This is a genomic window from Hymenobacter segetis, assembly GCF_038448715.1.
GTDB classification, from domain to species: Bacteria; Bacteroidota; Bacteroidia; order Cytophagales; family Hymenobacteraceae; genus Hymenobacter; species Hymenobacter segetis.
This window is the reverse complement of sequence record NZ_JBCEVZ010000011.1, coordinates 35,473-49,311: the sequence shown is the minus strand read 5'-3', so window position 1 is coordinate 49,311 and position 13,839 is coordinate 35,473. Positions and strand designations below refer to the sequence as shown.

Genomic DNA, 13,839 nt, shown 5'->3' with positions numbered 1-13,839 from the left:
GGCGGTATTCAGAAACTTCTTGAAAATAGCGGAACCAGCAACGTCGTTGCTGCTCGGCGGGGTTTGTTGGTTTTGAGTCACGGAATGCGGAGGTTAAAAAAGACGAAAGAATTGAAGGACAAGCACCGCTCATCTAAGCTTGAATACTACATTACGGAACCTAAGGTTATGAAAAAGCCGTGCATTAGCCTCCCCAAACGCTAGAATAACCGGCTTGTTTCGATGTTCTACGCACAATAATCGCCCCGCTCGAAAAGCCATTACAAAACAACGGCCTGCTTCGATAAAGAAACAGGCCGTTGCCCAGCATAGATTTCGAATGCCAGCCTATTCAAACACCTTAACTACGAATACATAGTCCTGCAGCTTCCGGAGCTGCTGGGGCCGCCCGGTGCCGGCCAGCTGGCCGAAGCGAGGCAAATGGTAGGGGTAGGTAGTAGCCGATTTAGCTGCGGCCAGCGAATCAACGAGCCGTACGAGGTACGACGACTTGGTAGCGAAGGCGGCGCTCTGTGCGTCGTTCTGCCGGCCGCTCACCACGCCAATCAGGTTGCCGCGCTCATCGAGCAGCGGGCCGCCCGAGTTGCCCGGGTTCACCGGAATGCTCACCTGGTAAAAGGCGGTATCGCCCTCAAAGCCTGAGCGGGCGCTCAGCGAGCCTTCGCCATAAACTACATCCTCACGCGGGTAGCCGAGGGTGAACACCCGCTCGCCCAAATCGGCCTGGCCCGACTTCACCGCATAAGGCAGGCGGCCGAAACCGGTGAATTTCTTGTCGGTAATGCGCAGGATGGCGAGGTCGTGCTTGATGTCCGAATACACCGGCTCGGCGTGGTAGCGCTGGTGGTTGCGGCCTTCAATTAGCAGCGAATCAGCACCCTGAATAACGTGGTAGCTGGTCACCAAATAGCCTTCCGAGGTAAGCGCGAAGCCCGTGCCGCTGAACTTGCTCACCGGGGCCAGCGGCGGCGTGGCGCTGCCATCAATACGCTTGATAGTGCTGTTCAGCACCTTCTGGTTGTGCTTGAGGTTGTTTATATCGCGGCGAAGCGCTTGGTAGCTGGCCGGAACAGGCAGGTGGGAAGTTTTCCACAAATCCAAGCCCAAAAGCGTGGCAAACACCGCCATCACGGCTACCGAGGCGGCTACGCCCACGGTGGCGCGGTGCCCGCTCCAGAATTCGCGGAGCTTGCGCTCGGTGCGCGAAATGCGCAGCATCGGGTGCACGGTGTGGGTGAGGCCGGTGGCGGGCAGGGCAATTTCTTCGGGGGCATCGGCGGCCAGCATGGCGGCGTGAATGCCGCGCAGCTGCTGTCGGGCCTGCTGGCGCTGCCCGTAGGCCCGCAGCGTGCCGGTCATCTCGGTGAAGTCGGCATAGCGCAGGGCCAGGGCCGGGTCAGCTGCCAGGCGCGCTTCGAGGTTGGCGCGGGCGGGCCCGGCCAACTCGCCGTTCGAGTAGGCTTCAAATAATGCGTAATAGTCTGCTTCAGTCATCATGGGTAAATGCTGCTGGCCAGGGCCGGCGGCGGTAAGCGGATGGGAGGTTCCGCCGACTATTGCCGACGGCTAACGATATCAGATAGGCTCTTCTTTATAATGGGCGAAGAATAATTTTTTCAAGCGCACCAGGCACTTGTATTTCTGGTTTTTGGCATTGTCGGCGTTGGTGTAGCCGAATTCTGCCGTGAGGTCCTGCATCGACTTATCGAGCAGGTAAAAGCCTTCCAAAAGCGAGCGGCACGGTTCGCCGAGGTGGTTCAGGGCCTCGCTCATGGTGGCGAAACGGCGGTCCTGTTCCTCAGCGGCCAGCAGGTCTTCTTCGGCTCCCGTGTTCAGGTACGGGCCGTGCTCCTCGTCGTCCAGCAAGCGCACACCGAAGCGGCTTTTGCTGGTCAGGCGCTTGAGCCACAGGCGGCGACACACGGCGTATAGGTATGTTTTAATCTGGCAGCTGAGCTCGAGGGAGCCGTCGCGTACTTTTTCATAAAACACCATCACGCCTTCCTGGTACACGTCCTGGGCATCGTCTTCGGTGCCACTGTTTTGCAGCACGAAGTGCGACACCATGGGCCAGTGCAGCCGGTAGAGGTGGGCCAGGGCCCGCTCATCGCCGCCGCGAATGGCGGCAATCAGCGCGTCGTCGGTAGGAGTCAAAGAAGAGGAAGTTGGATTGCCCCTGCTCATTCACTTTGGGAGTTAATACTGGCGAAGGCTACAAGTAACCCGCCGAAATAATTTTTTTCCGGGGCGGGTTACCTTTCCGAAAAGCGGGGATAAAGGGCGGTTTAAAAGTTAACCGTTTCCAAAATTACCCCCAAAGATGAAAAATCTGTTTAAAGCTGCTGCCCTGGGCCTCGCCCTCACCGCTGGTCTGACTTCGTGCGGCGAAAAGAAGACCGAAGAAACCACCACCGTTGAGACCCCTGCTACCGGCACGGAGACCACCACCACCACCAGCACCGACACCACCGCTATGGCTGCTCCCGCTGCTGACTCGGTTGCTCCCGCTGCTGCTCCTGCTGCTACCACCACGACTACGACCGAAGTGAAGAAGTAGTTTGCTGCTGGCCCGCGTGGCCAGCGCAAATCTTCGTCATTCGACGCCAACAGCCCGGATTTTCCTTTTGGAAAGTCCGGGCTGTTTTTTTGTGCCCGCCTGTCATTATTCCACCAGCCGCAGCAAATCGGCAGCGGGCTGGTGCCGGAACTGATTGCCGCAAGCAATAAAAAAGGCCTGCCGAATTATCGGCAGGCCTTTTTTAATTTTACCCGGCCGCTCGGGACGCGGCTGTGCGAGGGGCTATTCGCGCGCAAAGCGCAGGGTCTGGGCGAGGCCGCTGGCCGTGCGGGCGTGCAGCAGGTACACGCCAGTAGGCAGCCGGTGCAGGTCCAGGGCCTGTTGTTGCTTCGGGGAGGTGCCCGATACGTGGCCTTCGTACACGCGCTGGCCCAGCATGTTTACTACCGTCAGGGCCACCGGTTCGCGGAAGCCGGTCAGCTCCAGCAGCAGGTAGCCGTCGGCAGTGGGGTTGGGCGATGCGGTGATGCCGGTGGCGGCCTGTGCGGGCGCGGTGGCCGTCACGGTCACGCTCTGGGCCGCCGAGGTGGCCGAGCAGCCCGCCGCGTTGGTAACCGTCACGGTGTACGAGCCGTTGCGGGTGCCTGAATTGACGAGATAAGTCTGGCCCGTGGCGCCGGTGATGGCCGTGCCATTGAGCGAAAACTGGTTGCCCGTGGCGGCCGAGGAAGTTAGGGTGATGCCCGTGGCCGGGGTGCCGCTCACGGTCAGGGTGGGGCTCGGCGGCAGGGCATTCACCGTAAAGGTGGCCGTGCTGGTGGCCGCCGCGCATCCGCCACTGGCCGCCACCGCGTTGGTGATGGTGTAAGTGCCGGCCGTCGAGCCCGTCAGGCTGATGACGCCTGTCGTCGCGTTCAGGGCCAGGCCCGCCGTGGAAGTAAACGTGCCCCGGGTAGCTCCGGCAGCCAGCGCGGGCGTAAACGTGCCCGAGCCTCCGGCGCAGGCAGCGCCCGGGCCCGGTGCGGCACCGTAGCTGAAACCCGCCGTGAGAGGTGCCGTGACCGTTACCGAAGCAGTGGCCGTTGAGGCGCAGGCCGTCGCCGTGCCGGCCACGGTATTCGTCACCGTGTAGGTGCCCGGTGTGCTGCTGCTGAGCGTAATTGCGCCGGTGGTGGCACTGATGGCCAGGCCGGTGGTGGAGCTGAAAGTGCCTGCCGTGGCCCCTGCGGCCAGCACCACGGTCGGGTTGGTGGTGCCGCTTACGCAATAGCTGCTGGTGCTGCCGTAGCTGAAGGTGGCTGTTGAGGGCGTGCAGGTCGCCGCCGAGATGCTCACCAGGTAATCCTCCGCTTCGCCGTAGCTGGAGCCGCTGGCTCCGCAGGCCTGCCCGCTGGTCAGGGCGGCGTCGTCGCCGCCCCGCACGCGCAGCTTGGTAGTGCCCACCGTGGCCGTGGCCGGCACCGCTATGGCTATGGGGGTTGTGCCGCTGGCACCGGCCCGGGCACCTACGAAAAACTCCGATGCTTCAAACGTACCGTTCTGGTTGAAATCGACCCAGATAGCACTGTTTTGGGTGCCGTCCGTGCCGAACGTTAGCGTTGCCGTCGCGGTGCTGCCCGGTACCAGGGTCGGAATTTGCAGCGTGGGTGCGGTGCCAGTCTGCTGGCCGGCGTAGTCGTGGTAGTACGGTGCCACGTTGCCGGCGGCGGTCGTGTTGTTGTCGAGCGTGCCCAACTGCACCCGGGCCACTATGTCGCCGCTCCCGCCGTTGCTGTAGGTGGGCGTGCAGTAGCAGGCCGTAACGGGCGACTGCGTCACCTGCACCGCCGTCGAGGGTGTGGGCGTGCTGCCGGTGGCAAACTGGCAGCCCACCAGCACCCGGTAGTAAGTAGCCGCCGTCTGGCCGGTGGCGGTGTAGGTGGCACCGGTAGCGCCGCTGATGTTAGCGAAACCGGTGGTAGCGCTGGTGGTGCTCGACTGCCACTGGTAGGTATAGCCCGCGTTGGCCGGCACCCCGCTCACCGACAAGTAGATGCTGGTGCCGGAGCAGGCCGTGGTCAGGGCCGTGCCGCCGGCGGCCGTGGTGCTGGCCACCGTCGTCAGGCCGGTAGGCACGGCGTTGCAGAGCGGGGTCGAGCCCACGCTCACGGCCAGCAGGTCGAGCACGCCCCCGATAGAGGTTTTGCCAAACGTGATGCTGGTAATGTTCTTGTTGAGGCTGGCCGTTGGCACCGTTAGCCTTAGTTGGGTAAGGAAGGGCGCAGTGTTAGACGCTGCCGTAGCCGAAACGGGCGTCGTCACGCTGGCCCGCCCCGAGGTGCCGAACACGTTGCGAGTAGCATCCACCGTAAACCAGTCGGGGTAGGTTTGGCCCGTAAATGCGGTGGTCGTGCCATCGGCGTAGTTCACGGTCACGTCCACCGTCGAAACGCCCGAACCGCTAATCCCTAGCACATAAACATCGGAGGCCGTTATGGGCGTAGCAAACGTGAGGGTTCCGCTGGTGGCACCGGCCAGCCGGAGCGCGTTGTTGGCGCTCAGCGAAGCCAGCTGGTAAGTCAGGGCCGCCGGTCCGACAATGGTGTTCGAAATAGCCCCGTTGTTGGGAATGCCCGAGGTATGAGATGTAGTAGCCGTGTAGTAGTCCTGCGAAATCAGGTAGTAGCCGGCCCCGTCCACATCGGCCGTGGTGGAGGCGGTGGGCGGGCTGGCCGCCGCACCGTTGGCCACGATGTCGGCCGTGAAGCTGGCCGCCGTCAGCGGCACCAGGCTGTAGGTCGTCTGGGCCCGGGCCGAGGAGGCCGCGCCAACAGTCAGCGCCAGCAGCATGAAAAGATGAGTAAATGGTTTTTTCATAGAAAACGGGATTGGTTTTGGGAAAAATGGGCATAAAAAAAGCAAAAGCCAAATGGCTCTGCCTCAATGGTTAATTAACAGTTGCGGAGTTGCAGTTAGCTAAGGGCAATAAGTGCTTAATCGAAGCGGAATGAGCCTTGGGGGTTTGTCCGGTTCAGTGAATATCGCAACAGGGTAACACTCTGCTTTTTTAAGCAGCAATTTGTTTGCTCTGAATCGTTTAGGCTGTGGTCAACCGCTTTGGCACGCATCATACTACCAACGCCAGCAAATCGGCGGCAATGCCGGGCCAGGGCTGGTGCAGATTGAGAGTGACGACGCGCACCGGATGGCCGCCCAGCGTGTAGCGCACGTCCACGTCCTGCGTGGCGGCCGGGTAGAGCAAAATGCCTTCCAGGGCTTGGCCGGGGGCGGGGCGCTGGTTTTGGAGGTAGGCGTAGAGCTGGTAGAGGTGCGGGGCGATGAGGCGCTGCCGGTCGTAGCGCGGGCGCAGGGCGGCAGCATAATATTTGGTGTCGAGGATGATTTTGCGGTCGGGCGCCTCCAGCGTGGTATCGGTGAGCATGGTGGGCAGCAGGTCGAGGTGGGCGGGCAATGGGGCTTCGGCCTGCCAGGCAATGGTTTCGGCAAATACGCGGTAGCGGCGCTGCTCGCGCCGGAAAAAATTGCGGGTGAACTGCTCGAAGATGCGCGCCATCAGTACCTCGTCGCGCCGGAAATCGGTGAAGCGCTTGCGGCCGGTAGCAGTAGGTTCGGGCAGGGCCGTGAGCCACACCAACTCGCAGATGTGCATCAGAAACGCCGCTTGGCTATCCGGCCGCTGCCGCCGTAGCTCCCGAAACGTGGCGGCAGTCGGCGGCGGTAGCGTAGTATCATTCAGCCCCGCCGGAAACCGCTGGCCGATTTGGTGCAACTCGCGCCGCAATGCTGGAGGCAAAGCCGCCGCCCGGCCCAGCACGCCCAGCGTTTGGGCGATGAGGCGGTGCAGGGGCGAGGCGGTGCTCAACTCATCGAAGGTGCAGATGGCGCGGCCCTGGCCCAGCAGGCCCCGGCCCAGCGTGGGAGCCAGTTCCACGCGGCCACGCAGACTGGTAAGTTCGGCCTGCTGGGTTTCGAAGGTGCGCGGCAGGCCGGTGCGTAGCAGGCGGCGGGTGGCGTGCAGCAGCACCTGCGCCAGTAGCCCCAGCGGCCGCTCGAAGGGCGTGGCCTCGCTGGCCAGCAGCACGGCGGGTTCAGGCAGCCGGTTCCAGGCGTAGCAGAGGAAGTAGTAGAGGGTCGGGAGCGGTATCAATAGGGGAAAGTTACGGGTGCGCTTCCGGCCCGATATCGCAAAGGCCCGGAGTCAGAAATCTTCCACTGATGGAAAATTTCTGACTCCGGGCCTTTGGGTGACCTTTCTATGCCTGAATCAGGTGGCCTGGCCGGCCAATGACGCTACTCCTTCACCAGCTTGGTGCTGGTAACTTCACCAGTTGCAGAAACAGCCTTAAGCAGGTACGTACCGGGTAGAATATTTCTGACTTCCAGATAATTCACCCCGTTTTCAGTGGCTGAAGGTTGCTGCCAGATTTTGCCGGCCATGTTCACCAGCGTGAGGGTACTGCCGGGGGCGGCCCCCGTTACCACTACAAAATTGGCGGCGGGGTTGGGGAAGGCCGCCAGCGGGGCTGCGGTGTCGTCGAAAGCCACAAACCGCACCGGGCTGAAGGAAAAGGTGCCGTCGGTATCGGTGCTGCGCAGGCGGTAGTAGCAGGCCTGGTGGCGCTCGCCGTTGTCGGCCATGCGGTATTGGCGCAGGGTGCTGCTGCTGCCCGCCGCCGGCAGCGTGCCAACGGGTTCCCAGCCGGTGGTGCCTGTGGTGCTGCGCTCGGGCGTGAAGTCCTGGGTGTGGCTTTCGCTGGCCGTAGACCATTGCAGCAACACGGCGCGGCCTTGCTTGGTAGCCGAAAACGTGACCAGCGTAACGGGCAGGGGTGCTTCCACCAGCGGGCCAGTCACAATGTTGGTATCCAGGCTGATGGCCCCGGCAATGGATAAGCCCCGGCCCAGCAGCGCGGCTCCGGATATCAGGTTGATGGCCCCGTCGGCTACTATCGTGCCTCTAAAAACGGAGTTAGCCCCTAGGTCGACCCGGCCACCTATTTGCCAGTACACATTGTCGGCATTAGCGCCGTTGATGAGCGTGATGGTGGATAAATCGGCCGTGGTTAGCGCCCCACCCAGCTTAAAGATGAACACGGCATTGGCTTTGCCGCCTCCGTCCAAAATCAGCTGGTCGGTTAGGGTTTGGGCACCGCCCAGGCAGTACACGCCGGGTAGCAGGGTTTGGGCGGGGCTGCCGCCCAGTGTCGAGATGGCGGTGGTGCCGCAGGGCACGGAGGTGGTGAGGTAGGTGTAGGCCGTGGCCACATCGGTAGCCACTTGGCCGGCGTAGGTATTGGCAACGTTGATGCTACCGGTAACGGTGCCTTGCGGAAACCCGGAGAAAGCCCCAACCTGCGTACCGATATTGCCCTGTACCACGGTTGGCCCCGAGTTATTGAAGGCTCCGGCGGCCGTGAACAAGGCGAAGCCCGTCGCCGTGCCCAAAGGAGGAGCTAGGGCTTGGCCCTGGCTGGCCTGCGCGAAAAAACAGCATAGCAAGGGTAATAGAAATCCGGATAAACGTACTGACATACAACGGGAAGATTGCGAGTGAAATTGTTTTCACGGTGCAAAATTCGAGTGTCGGACTAAGTTGATTATTACGGGATTACAGAAAATAATTACATCATTTTCCACCTCTTGGCTCAAATAGCTCAGTGAAATGGCCCGCTGGCGCATGAGCTGCTGGAAGAAACTGGGCGTGACTCCGGTCACCTTCTTGAACTGATTACACAAATGCCCAACATTGCTGTAATTCAATCGATAAGCAATTTGGCTAATGCTGAGTTCTTCTTCCAAAAGCAGCTCTTTCACCCAGCCGATTTTCTGCGCGATGATGTAGCGCTCGATGGTGCTGCCCGTCGCAGCCGAAAAAATCCGGGCCAGGTAGGCGTACTCCTGGTCAAGCTGCTGGCTGAGGTATAGCGAGTTTTTGATTTTGAGCGGTTCTTCCCGGTGTACCAACTCCGCAATCGTGTCTTTGATGCGGGCCACTAGTTGGGCTTTGCTGAGCTTAGCCGGTGGGTGCTGGCCTGGTTGCGCCGAAGGCAGGTAGCGGTGCTGGGCAGTGGGGGCAGTGGTCGTTTCCGGGGGCGCTACAGTAGTCCGATGGGCGGCCGTGGCAGTTATTGCGTTGCTTAACATGGGGCGGCAAATGCTTGCCGGTAGGTTAAAGATGAGTTCATCGGCTACCTACCATTGCCCGAGGGCAACCGTATCAGAATCGTATCAGAATCCTATGACTATTCTAATATAATGCCTTGATGGCTTGAATATACTTTGCAAACGCATGCCTTTAATCCAAGGTTGAGCCATTCCCAAATTGGGTAAGCTGCTATCAGGTTGTGATGCATTTTGAGCTAGTTATGCGGCTTGATGTCTAGCTTATTCCCAAAAATATAATGTCTAGCGTAAGTTGAGGCAAGCTGTCTGCCGATAATGCAACTTGTATTTTATCCATGAAGCCTGGAAATACCTGCTTGCCGCTCCATCTGATTCGGCGCTACACCAGCAGCTTTCGCAGCTGGGCGGCGGCCGTGGCGGGCTGCTCGCGCCAGTAATCGGCCAGCAGCGGGCCGATTTCCTGCTCGAAAATCAGGCGCAGCCATTCCGAAGCCTGCTCTGGCCGGGCTGGCGGTTGGCAGAAGTAGCTGTGGCCGATTTCAAAATCCGGCCCCAGCTCGGGGTCGTCGGCAATGGTTTGGTTGAGGGCGGCCATGTGGGTATAGAGCCGTTCGATAAGGTCGGTAGATATCTGGCGGGCCGCCAGCTGCTGCCGGAGCGGCGCGCCAAACTGCGGCCCCAGCGCCACGAAGGCGAAACGGCGGCGCAACGCATAGTCCAGCGGGCTGAGCGAACGGTCGGCCAGGTTGAGCGTGCCGATGACGTAGAGGTTGTCCGGGACGAAGAATTTGGGGGCGTCGGGTGGGGCGTAGGGCAGGCGCAGGGCGTGGGCCGGGCCGCGCTTGTCGGCCTCGAGCAACAGCAGCAACTCGCCGAAAATGCGGGGCACGTTGCCTCGGTTCACCTCGTCAATCAGCAGGAAATAGGGCCGGCTGGGGTCGGCGGCGGCGCGCTGGCAGAGCAGCGGCAGCACGCCGGGCACCAGGTGGAACCGGCCCTTGGCATCGGGCCGGAAGCCCAGCATAAAATCCTCGTAGCCGTAGCTGGGGTGGAACTGCACCAGCTCGATGCGGCTTTCGTCCTGCGCGCCCAGCAGGAGCCAGGCCAGGCGGCGCGCCAGAAAGGTTTTGCCCGTGCCGGGCGGGCCTTGCAGCAGCAGGTTGCGCCGGCGCGTCAGGCCAGCCAAAGCCGCATCTAGGTCAGCTTCATTAATAAATAGCTCGGCCAATGCATCGGCGCGGGTATAAGCCGGCGCGGCGTAGGCAGTGCCCGGCTCGGCGACGTGGGCGGGCAGGGCATCAGCGTTTTTGGCCAGGCCGGTGTACAAGTCCTCGGCTTGCTGGTGAGCTACTTCCTCGCCATCGGGGCCGGAGCCGGACGTGAGCACCGGCCGCTTCGTGCTGATGGTGAAGTCCAGGCTTTCGAGCAGGGCGTTGGTGGGCGCGCCGGCGGGGCGGGGCCAACGGGCGGCGGGATTGCCGGTGGCCAGGCGGTAGGCCAGCTCGGCCACGGCGCGGGGTGGGTAGCGCCGGCCCCGGTACACCAGCTCATACACGGTGCTGGGCGGCAGTGGGCGGCCTTCGCGCGCTATCTGGCGCAGGGCGCGCAGCACCTGCTCGCGGGTGAGCAGCGGAGTGGATTCGGCAGGGGCAACGGGCATAGCAAGCAAGGTAGAACCGGGATAACAAACGGCTTTAACCAAAAAAGTCCCCCGGCCGGGCCGAGAGACTTTTGAAGATGAAATCGTAACGAAGAAATAACGCCTCCGAGACTAGGGCGCTACCGTAAACTTGCGGGTTACCGAGTTGTACGGGCCGGGAATCATGGTGCCGCTGGCGTCTACCAGTTCCAGTTTCACGGTGTTTTCGCCGGCGGGCAGGCCTTCCATCATGTAAGGCATCCAACGGTCGAGCATGAACTCGGTGCCGTTGATGGTGGCGCGGACGCGGTTTCCGCCGGGCTCCAGCGTGGTGTTCACCAGATAGAAATCGAGCATGATGCGCTTAGCATCAGCGCCCGAATACGTGTCTTTGGGACGGCTGTAGAACAGGTTCGGAGCCTTGGTGTCGATGATTGGCGTGGCGGGAGCCGGGGTGTTGCCCACGTTGATGATGCGCAGGTCGTAGGCGCCGCGGTGCTTCAGGCTCTCGTGGTAGGAGCGCGACAGGAAGGACAGCACCACGTGCTGGCCGTCAGGAATCGGTTTGCTGAATTTGGTTTCGTAGTGGGCCGTATAGGGCTCGTTGTCCACGATGTTGTGGATGTGCTGGCCTTTCATCGAGTTGGCCATTTCGGCCATGTGGGGGCCGCCGCTCATTTTGGTGAGCAGGAAGTTGCTGATTTGGTAGTCGAACGCTACTTCGCCGCTGGGTACGGTAGAGCCGGCGATGGGAGCGCGCAGCTGCATCTGGGCTTCGGGGAATTTGGGCGAATCGCCGAAGGGCGTGAGGCGGATACCGTTTGATTCCATGCTTTCGCCGCTGCCGCCGGCACGGGTGGCGCTGGGGCTGTTGCCGCCGGCATTGGCGCTTACGTCGGTGGCGGGCTTGCTCGTTTCGCAGCTAGCCAGCAATGCCAGCGTAACGGTAGTGCTGCACAGCAGCCAGAGGGGGCGTTTCATAGAATCGAACTTTAAAAAAAGAGGTAGTGGTTTATTTGATAGGAACCATAAACGAAGTCGCTTACGGTGAAGGACCGGTGCCGGGTTTTGCTTAACTTGCGCCGTTGCCCACCAACAGGCCTACGCGGCCCCAAAGTAAACTCAATTTTATTATGCAAGACCAACTTCTTGACCATATTCCCTCGCTCGACCTCGCCGATTTCCGTTCCGGCGACCCCGAGCGCAAAGCCCGTTTCGTGCAGCAGCTCGGCGAGGCTTACCAAAACATTGGCTTTGTAGCCCTGAAAAACCACGGCCTCAACGACGAGCAAACGCGGCAGCTATACGCCGACGTGCAGGCCTTCTTCCGGCTGCCCGACGAGGCCAAGCAGCGCTACGAGAAGCCCGAGCTGGCCGGCCAGCGCGGCTACATCAGCAAAGGCAAGGAGCACGCCAAGGGCCGCAATACCGGCGACTTGAAGGAGTTTTACCACGTCGGCCAGGAAGTTCAGGACGAGGACCCCATCAAGAGCGAATACCCCGACAACATCTGGCCCGAGGAGCTCAGCACCTTTAAAGACACGGCCCTGACCACCTACCGCACCTTGGAGTCGGCAGGGAAGGACGTGCTGCGCGCCATCGCGCTGTACCTGCACCTGCCCGAGAATTATTTCGACGACAAGGTGAAAAATGGCAACAGCATCCTGCGCCCCATTCACTATTTCCCCATCGAAGACCCGGATGCGGTGCCCGCCGATGCCGTGCGCGCCGCCGAACACGGCGACATCAACCTCATCACCCTGCTGATGGGCGCCAGCGCCGACGGCCTGCAAGTGAAGCGCCGCGACGGCAAGTGGATTCCCATCACGGCCCTGCCCGACCAGATTGTGGTGAACGTGGGCGACATGCTCCAGCGCCTCACCAACGGCGTGCTGAAAAGCACCATCCACCGCGTGGTGAACCCCGCCCGTGAGAAAATGAACACCTCGCGCTTCAGCATCCCGTTCTTCATGCACCCGCGCTCGGAAATGAGCCTAGCGGCTCTGGAGCACTGCATCACGCCCGACAACCCCAAGAAGGAGGCCGACATCACGGCCGGCGAGTTCCTGAACGAGCGCCTGATTGAGCTGGGCTTGAAGAAGAAGTAAGGTTGGGTAAAACCGCCATCAGCACGTCATGCTGAGCGTAGCCGAAGCATCTCTACCACGCAAGTAATCCAATCGGAGCAACGAAGCGGTAGAGATGCTTCGACAAGCTCAGCATGACGTTCTTTTTTGTCCTAGTATGACCGTTCCGGCCTCCGTTCCGAATCCTGCCCCGCACCCCGCCGCCCCCGTTTCGCTCACGCCGCCCCCGCGGCGCTCGGGCAAGCGCACGCGGCGGGTGCGGGGCATTATTTTTTTGAAGGATGTGGCCGTACTGGCCCTCACAGCCTTTGGCGGGCCGCAAGCGCACATGGCCATGTTTTTCCGGCTGCTGGTAGATAAGCGGCGCTACATCAGCACGGCCGAACTGCTGGAATTGCAGGCGCTGTGCGCGCTGCTGCCGGGGCCGACTTCGACCCAGACCATTACCGTGATTGGGTTCCGGCTGGGGGGGCCTAATCTGGCCTACCTCACGTTGCTGGTGTGGATGCTGCCGGCGGTGACGCTGATGACGCTGGCTGGCCTTACCCTTAGCCACCTCGACCCGGCCCGGGTGACGGCGCTGGTGCAGTTTGTGCAGCCGGTGGCGGTGGGGTTTGTGGCGTTTTCGGCCTATAAGATTGCGGAGAAGGTTATTCACACCAAAACGGCCGTGGCCCTGATGGTGGCCGCCGCCATGATGGCCTACTTTTTCCAGCTGCCCTGGATGCTGCCGCTGCTGCTGCTGGCCGGCGGGGCCGTGACCACGGTGCGCTATCGCAAGCACGCCATCGTGCAGGAGAAAAAGCCCCTGCGCGTAGAATGGGCCAATTTTTTCCTCTGGTTTGGCATCCTGGTGGGGGCGGCGGTGCTGGGGCACTACACGCGCTGGCTGCCGGTGCGGCTGTTCGAGAATTTTTATCGCAACGGCTCGCTGGTGTTTGGGGGCGGACAGGTGCTGGCCCCGCTACTCTACGCCGAGTTCGTGGAGTTCAAGAAGTACCTCACGGGGCCAGAATTTCTGTCGGGGCTGGGACTGGTGCAGGCCATGCCGGGGCCTAATTTTTCCTTTGCGGCCTACATCGGGGCGCTGGCGATGCGGCCGGAGGGCGGCACCGGCATGCAGGTGCTGGGCGCGGCGGTGGGCACGGCGGGTATCTTTCTGCCGGGCACTTTCCTCATCTTCTTCGTGATTCGCTTCTGGGACCGGCTGCGGCAGTACCGGGTGGTGCAGGCCTCGCTGGAAGGCATCAACGCGGTGAGCGCGGGGCTGGTGTGCGCGGCCACGTTCCTGCTCTATCACCCGCTGCCTTACCGCTTGCTGGATTTGCCGTTCCACCTCGGCCCCATCGACTCGCTTCCCCTGAACCCGCTGCTGGTGGGCCTCACCTTCCTGCTGCTGCTCTGGGAAAAGGTGCCGAGCGTGGTCATCATTGCCGTGGCCCTGCTGGCGGGGGCGCTGATGGGGGCTTAAC

11 protein-coding genes are annotated in these 13,839 nt (G+C 61.6%); 3 read left to right on the top strand and 8 right to left on the bottom strand.

Features of this window, described 5'->3' with window-relative positions; all coding sequences use genetic code 11:
• Positions 1-327 precede the first annotated feature (327 nt).
• Together AAFH49_RS06765 and AAFH49_RS06760 are read right to left on the bottom strand one after the other, a co-directional pair.
• On the bottom strand, positions 328-1,497 hold the full coding sequence (locus AAFH49_RS06765; RefSeq protein ID WP_342296812.1) for a trypsin-like peptidase domain-containing protein: 1,170 nt from the start codon (positions 1,495-1,497) through the stop codon (positions 328-330).
• Between the two features lie 78 nt (positions 1,498-1,575).
• Entirely contained in the window at positions 1,576-2,184 is a 609-nt protein-coding gene (locus AAFH49_RS06760) for an RNA polymerase sigma factor (RefSeq protein WP_198069360.1), read from the bottom strand.
• A gap of 136 nt (positions 2,185-2,320) precedes the next feature.
• On the opposite strand from AAFH49_RS06760, the gene AAFH49_RS06755 reads away from it, so the two are divergent.
• The gene (locus AAFH49_RS06755; protein ID WP_342296810.1) at positions 2,321-2,557 is read left to right on the top strand and encodes a hypothetical protein; all 237 of its coding nucleotides are present in this window, start codon (positions 2,321-2,323) and stop codon (positions 2,555-2,557) included.
• A 243-nt stretch (positions 2,558-2,800) separates the two neighbouring features.
• Here the strand turns inward: AAFH49_RS06755 and AAFH49_RS06750 are convergent, their stop codons facing one another.
• The 6 genes from AAFH49_RS06750 to AAFH49_RS06725 all read right to left on the bottom strand — a co-directional run bounded on the left by AAFH49_RS06750 (position 2,801) and on the right by AAFH49_RS06725 (position 11,261).
• Positions 2,801-5,374: a GEVED domain-containing protein gene (locus AAFH49_RS06750; protein WP_342296808.1), complete on the bottom strand. Its 2,574-nt coding sequence runs from the start codon at positions 5,372-5,374 to the stop codon at positions 2,801-2,803.
• Between the two features lie 250 nt (positions 5,375-5,624).
• On the bottom strand, positions 5,625-6,665 hold the full coding sequence (locus AAFH49_RS06745; RefSeq protein ID WP_342296806.1) for a 5-methylcytosine restriction system specificity protein McrC: 1,041 nt from the start codon (positions 6,663-6,665) through the stop codon (positions 5,625-5,627).
• Between the two features lie 143 nt (positions 6,666-6,808).
• Positions 6,809-8,017 (bottom strand): ice-binding family protein, encoded by a 1,209-nt coding sequence (locus tag AAFH49_RS06740; protein ID WP_342296805.1) that lies wholly within the window; start codon positions 8,015-8,017, stop codon positions 6,809-6,811.
• A gap of 63 nt (positions 8,018-8,080) precedes the next feature.
• A complete protein-coding gene (locus tag AAFH49_RS06735; RefSeq protein ID WP_342296803.1) occupies positions 8,081-8,662 on the bottom strand; it encodes a helix-turn-helix domain-containing protein in 582 nt (193 codons plus the stop codon).
• A gap of 358 nt (positions 8,663-9,020) precedes the next feature.
• On the bottom strand, positions 9,021-10,301 hold the full coding sequence (locus tag AAFH49_RS06730; protein ID WP_342296801.1) for an AAA family ATPase: 1,281 nt from the start codon (positions 10,299-10,301) through the stop codon (positions 9,021-9,023).
• Between the two features lie 111 nt (positions 10,302-10,412).
• Positions 10,413-11,261, bottom strand: a complete 849-nt coding sequence (locus AAFH49_RS06725) for a hypothetical protein (RefSeq protein ID WP_342296799.1) — start codon at positions 11,259-11,261, stop codon at positions 10,413-10,415.
• A 152-nt stretch (positions 11,262-11,413) separates the two neighbouring features.
• On the opposite strand from AAFH49_RS06725, the gene AAFH49_RS06720 reads away from it, so the two are divergent.
• The gene (locus AAFH49_RS06720) at positions 11,414-12,388 is read left to right on the top strand and encodes an isopenicillin N synthase family dioxygenase (protein ID WP_342296797.1); all 975 of its coding nucleotides are present in this window, start codon (positions 11,414-11,416) and stop codon (positions 12,386-12,388) included.
• A gap of 136 nt (positions 12,389-12,524) precedes the next feature.
• Positions 12,525-13,838 carry a chromate efflux transporter gene (chrA, locus tag AAFH49_RS06715; RefSeq protein ID WP_342296795.1) on the top strand — a complete coding sequence of 438 codons (1,314 nt, stop codon included), beginning with the start codon at positions 12,525-12,527 and terminating at the stop codon, positions 13,836-13,838.
• The last annotated feature ends 1 nt before the right edge of the window (position 13,839 follow it).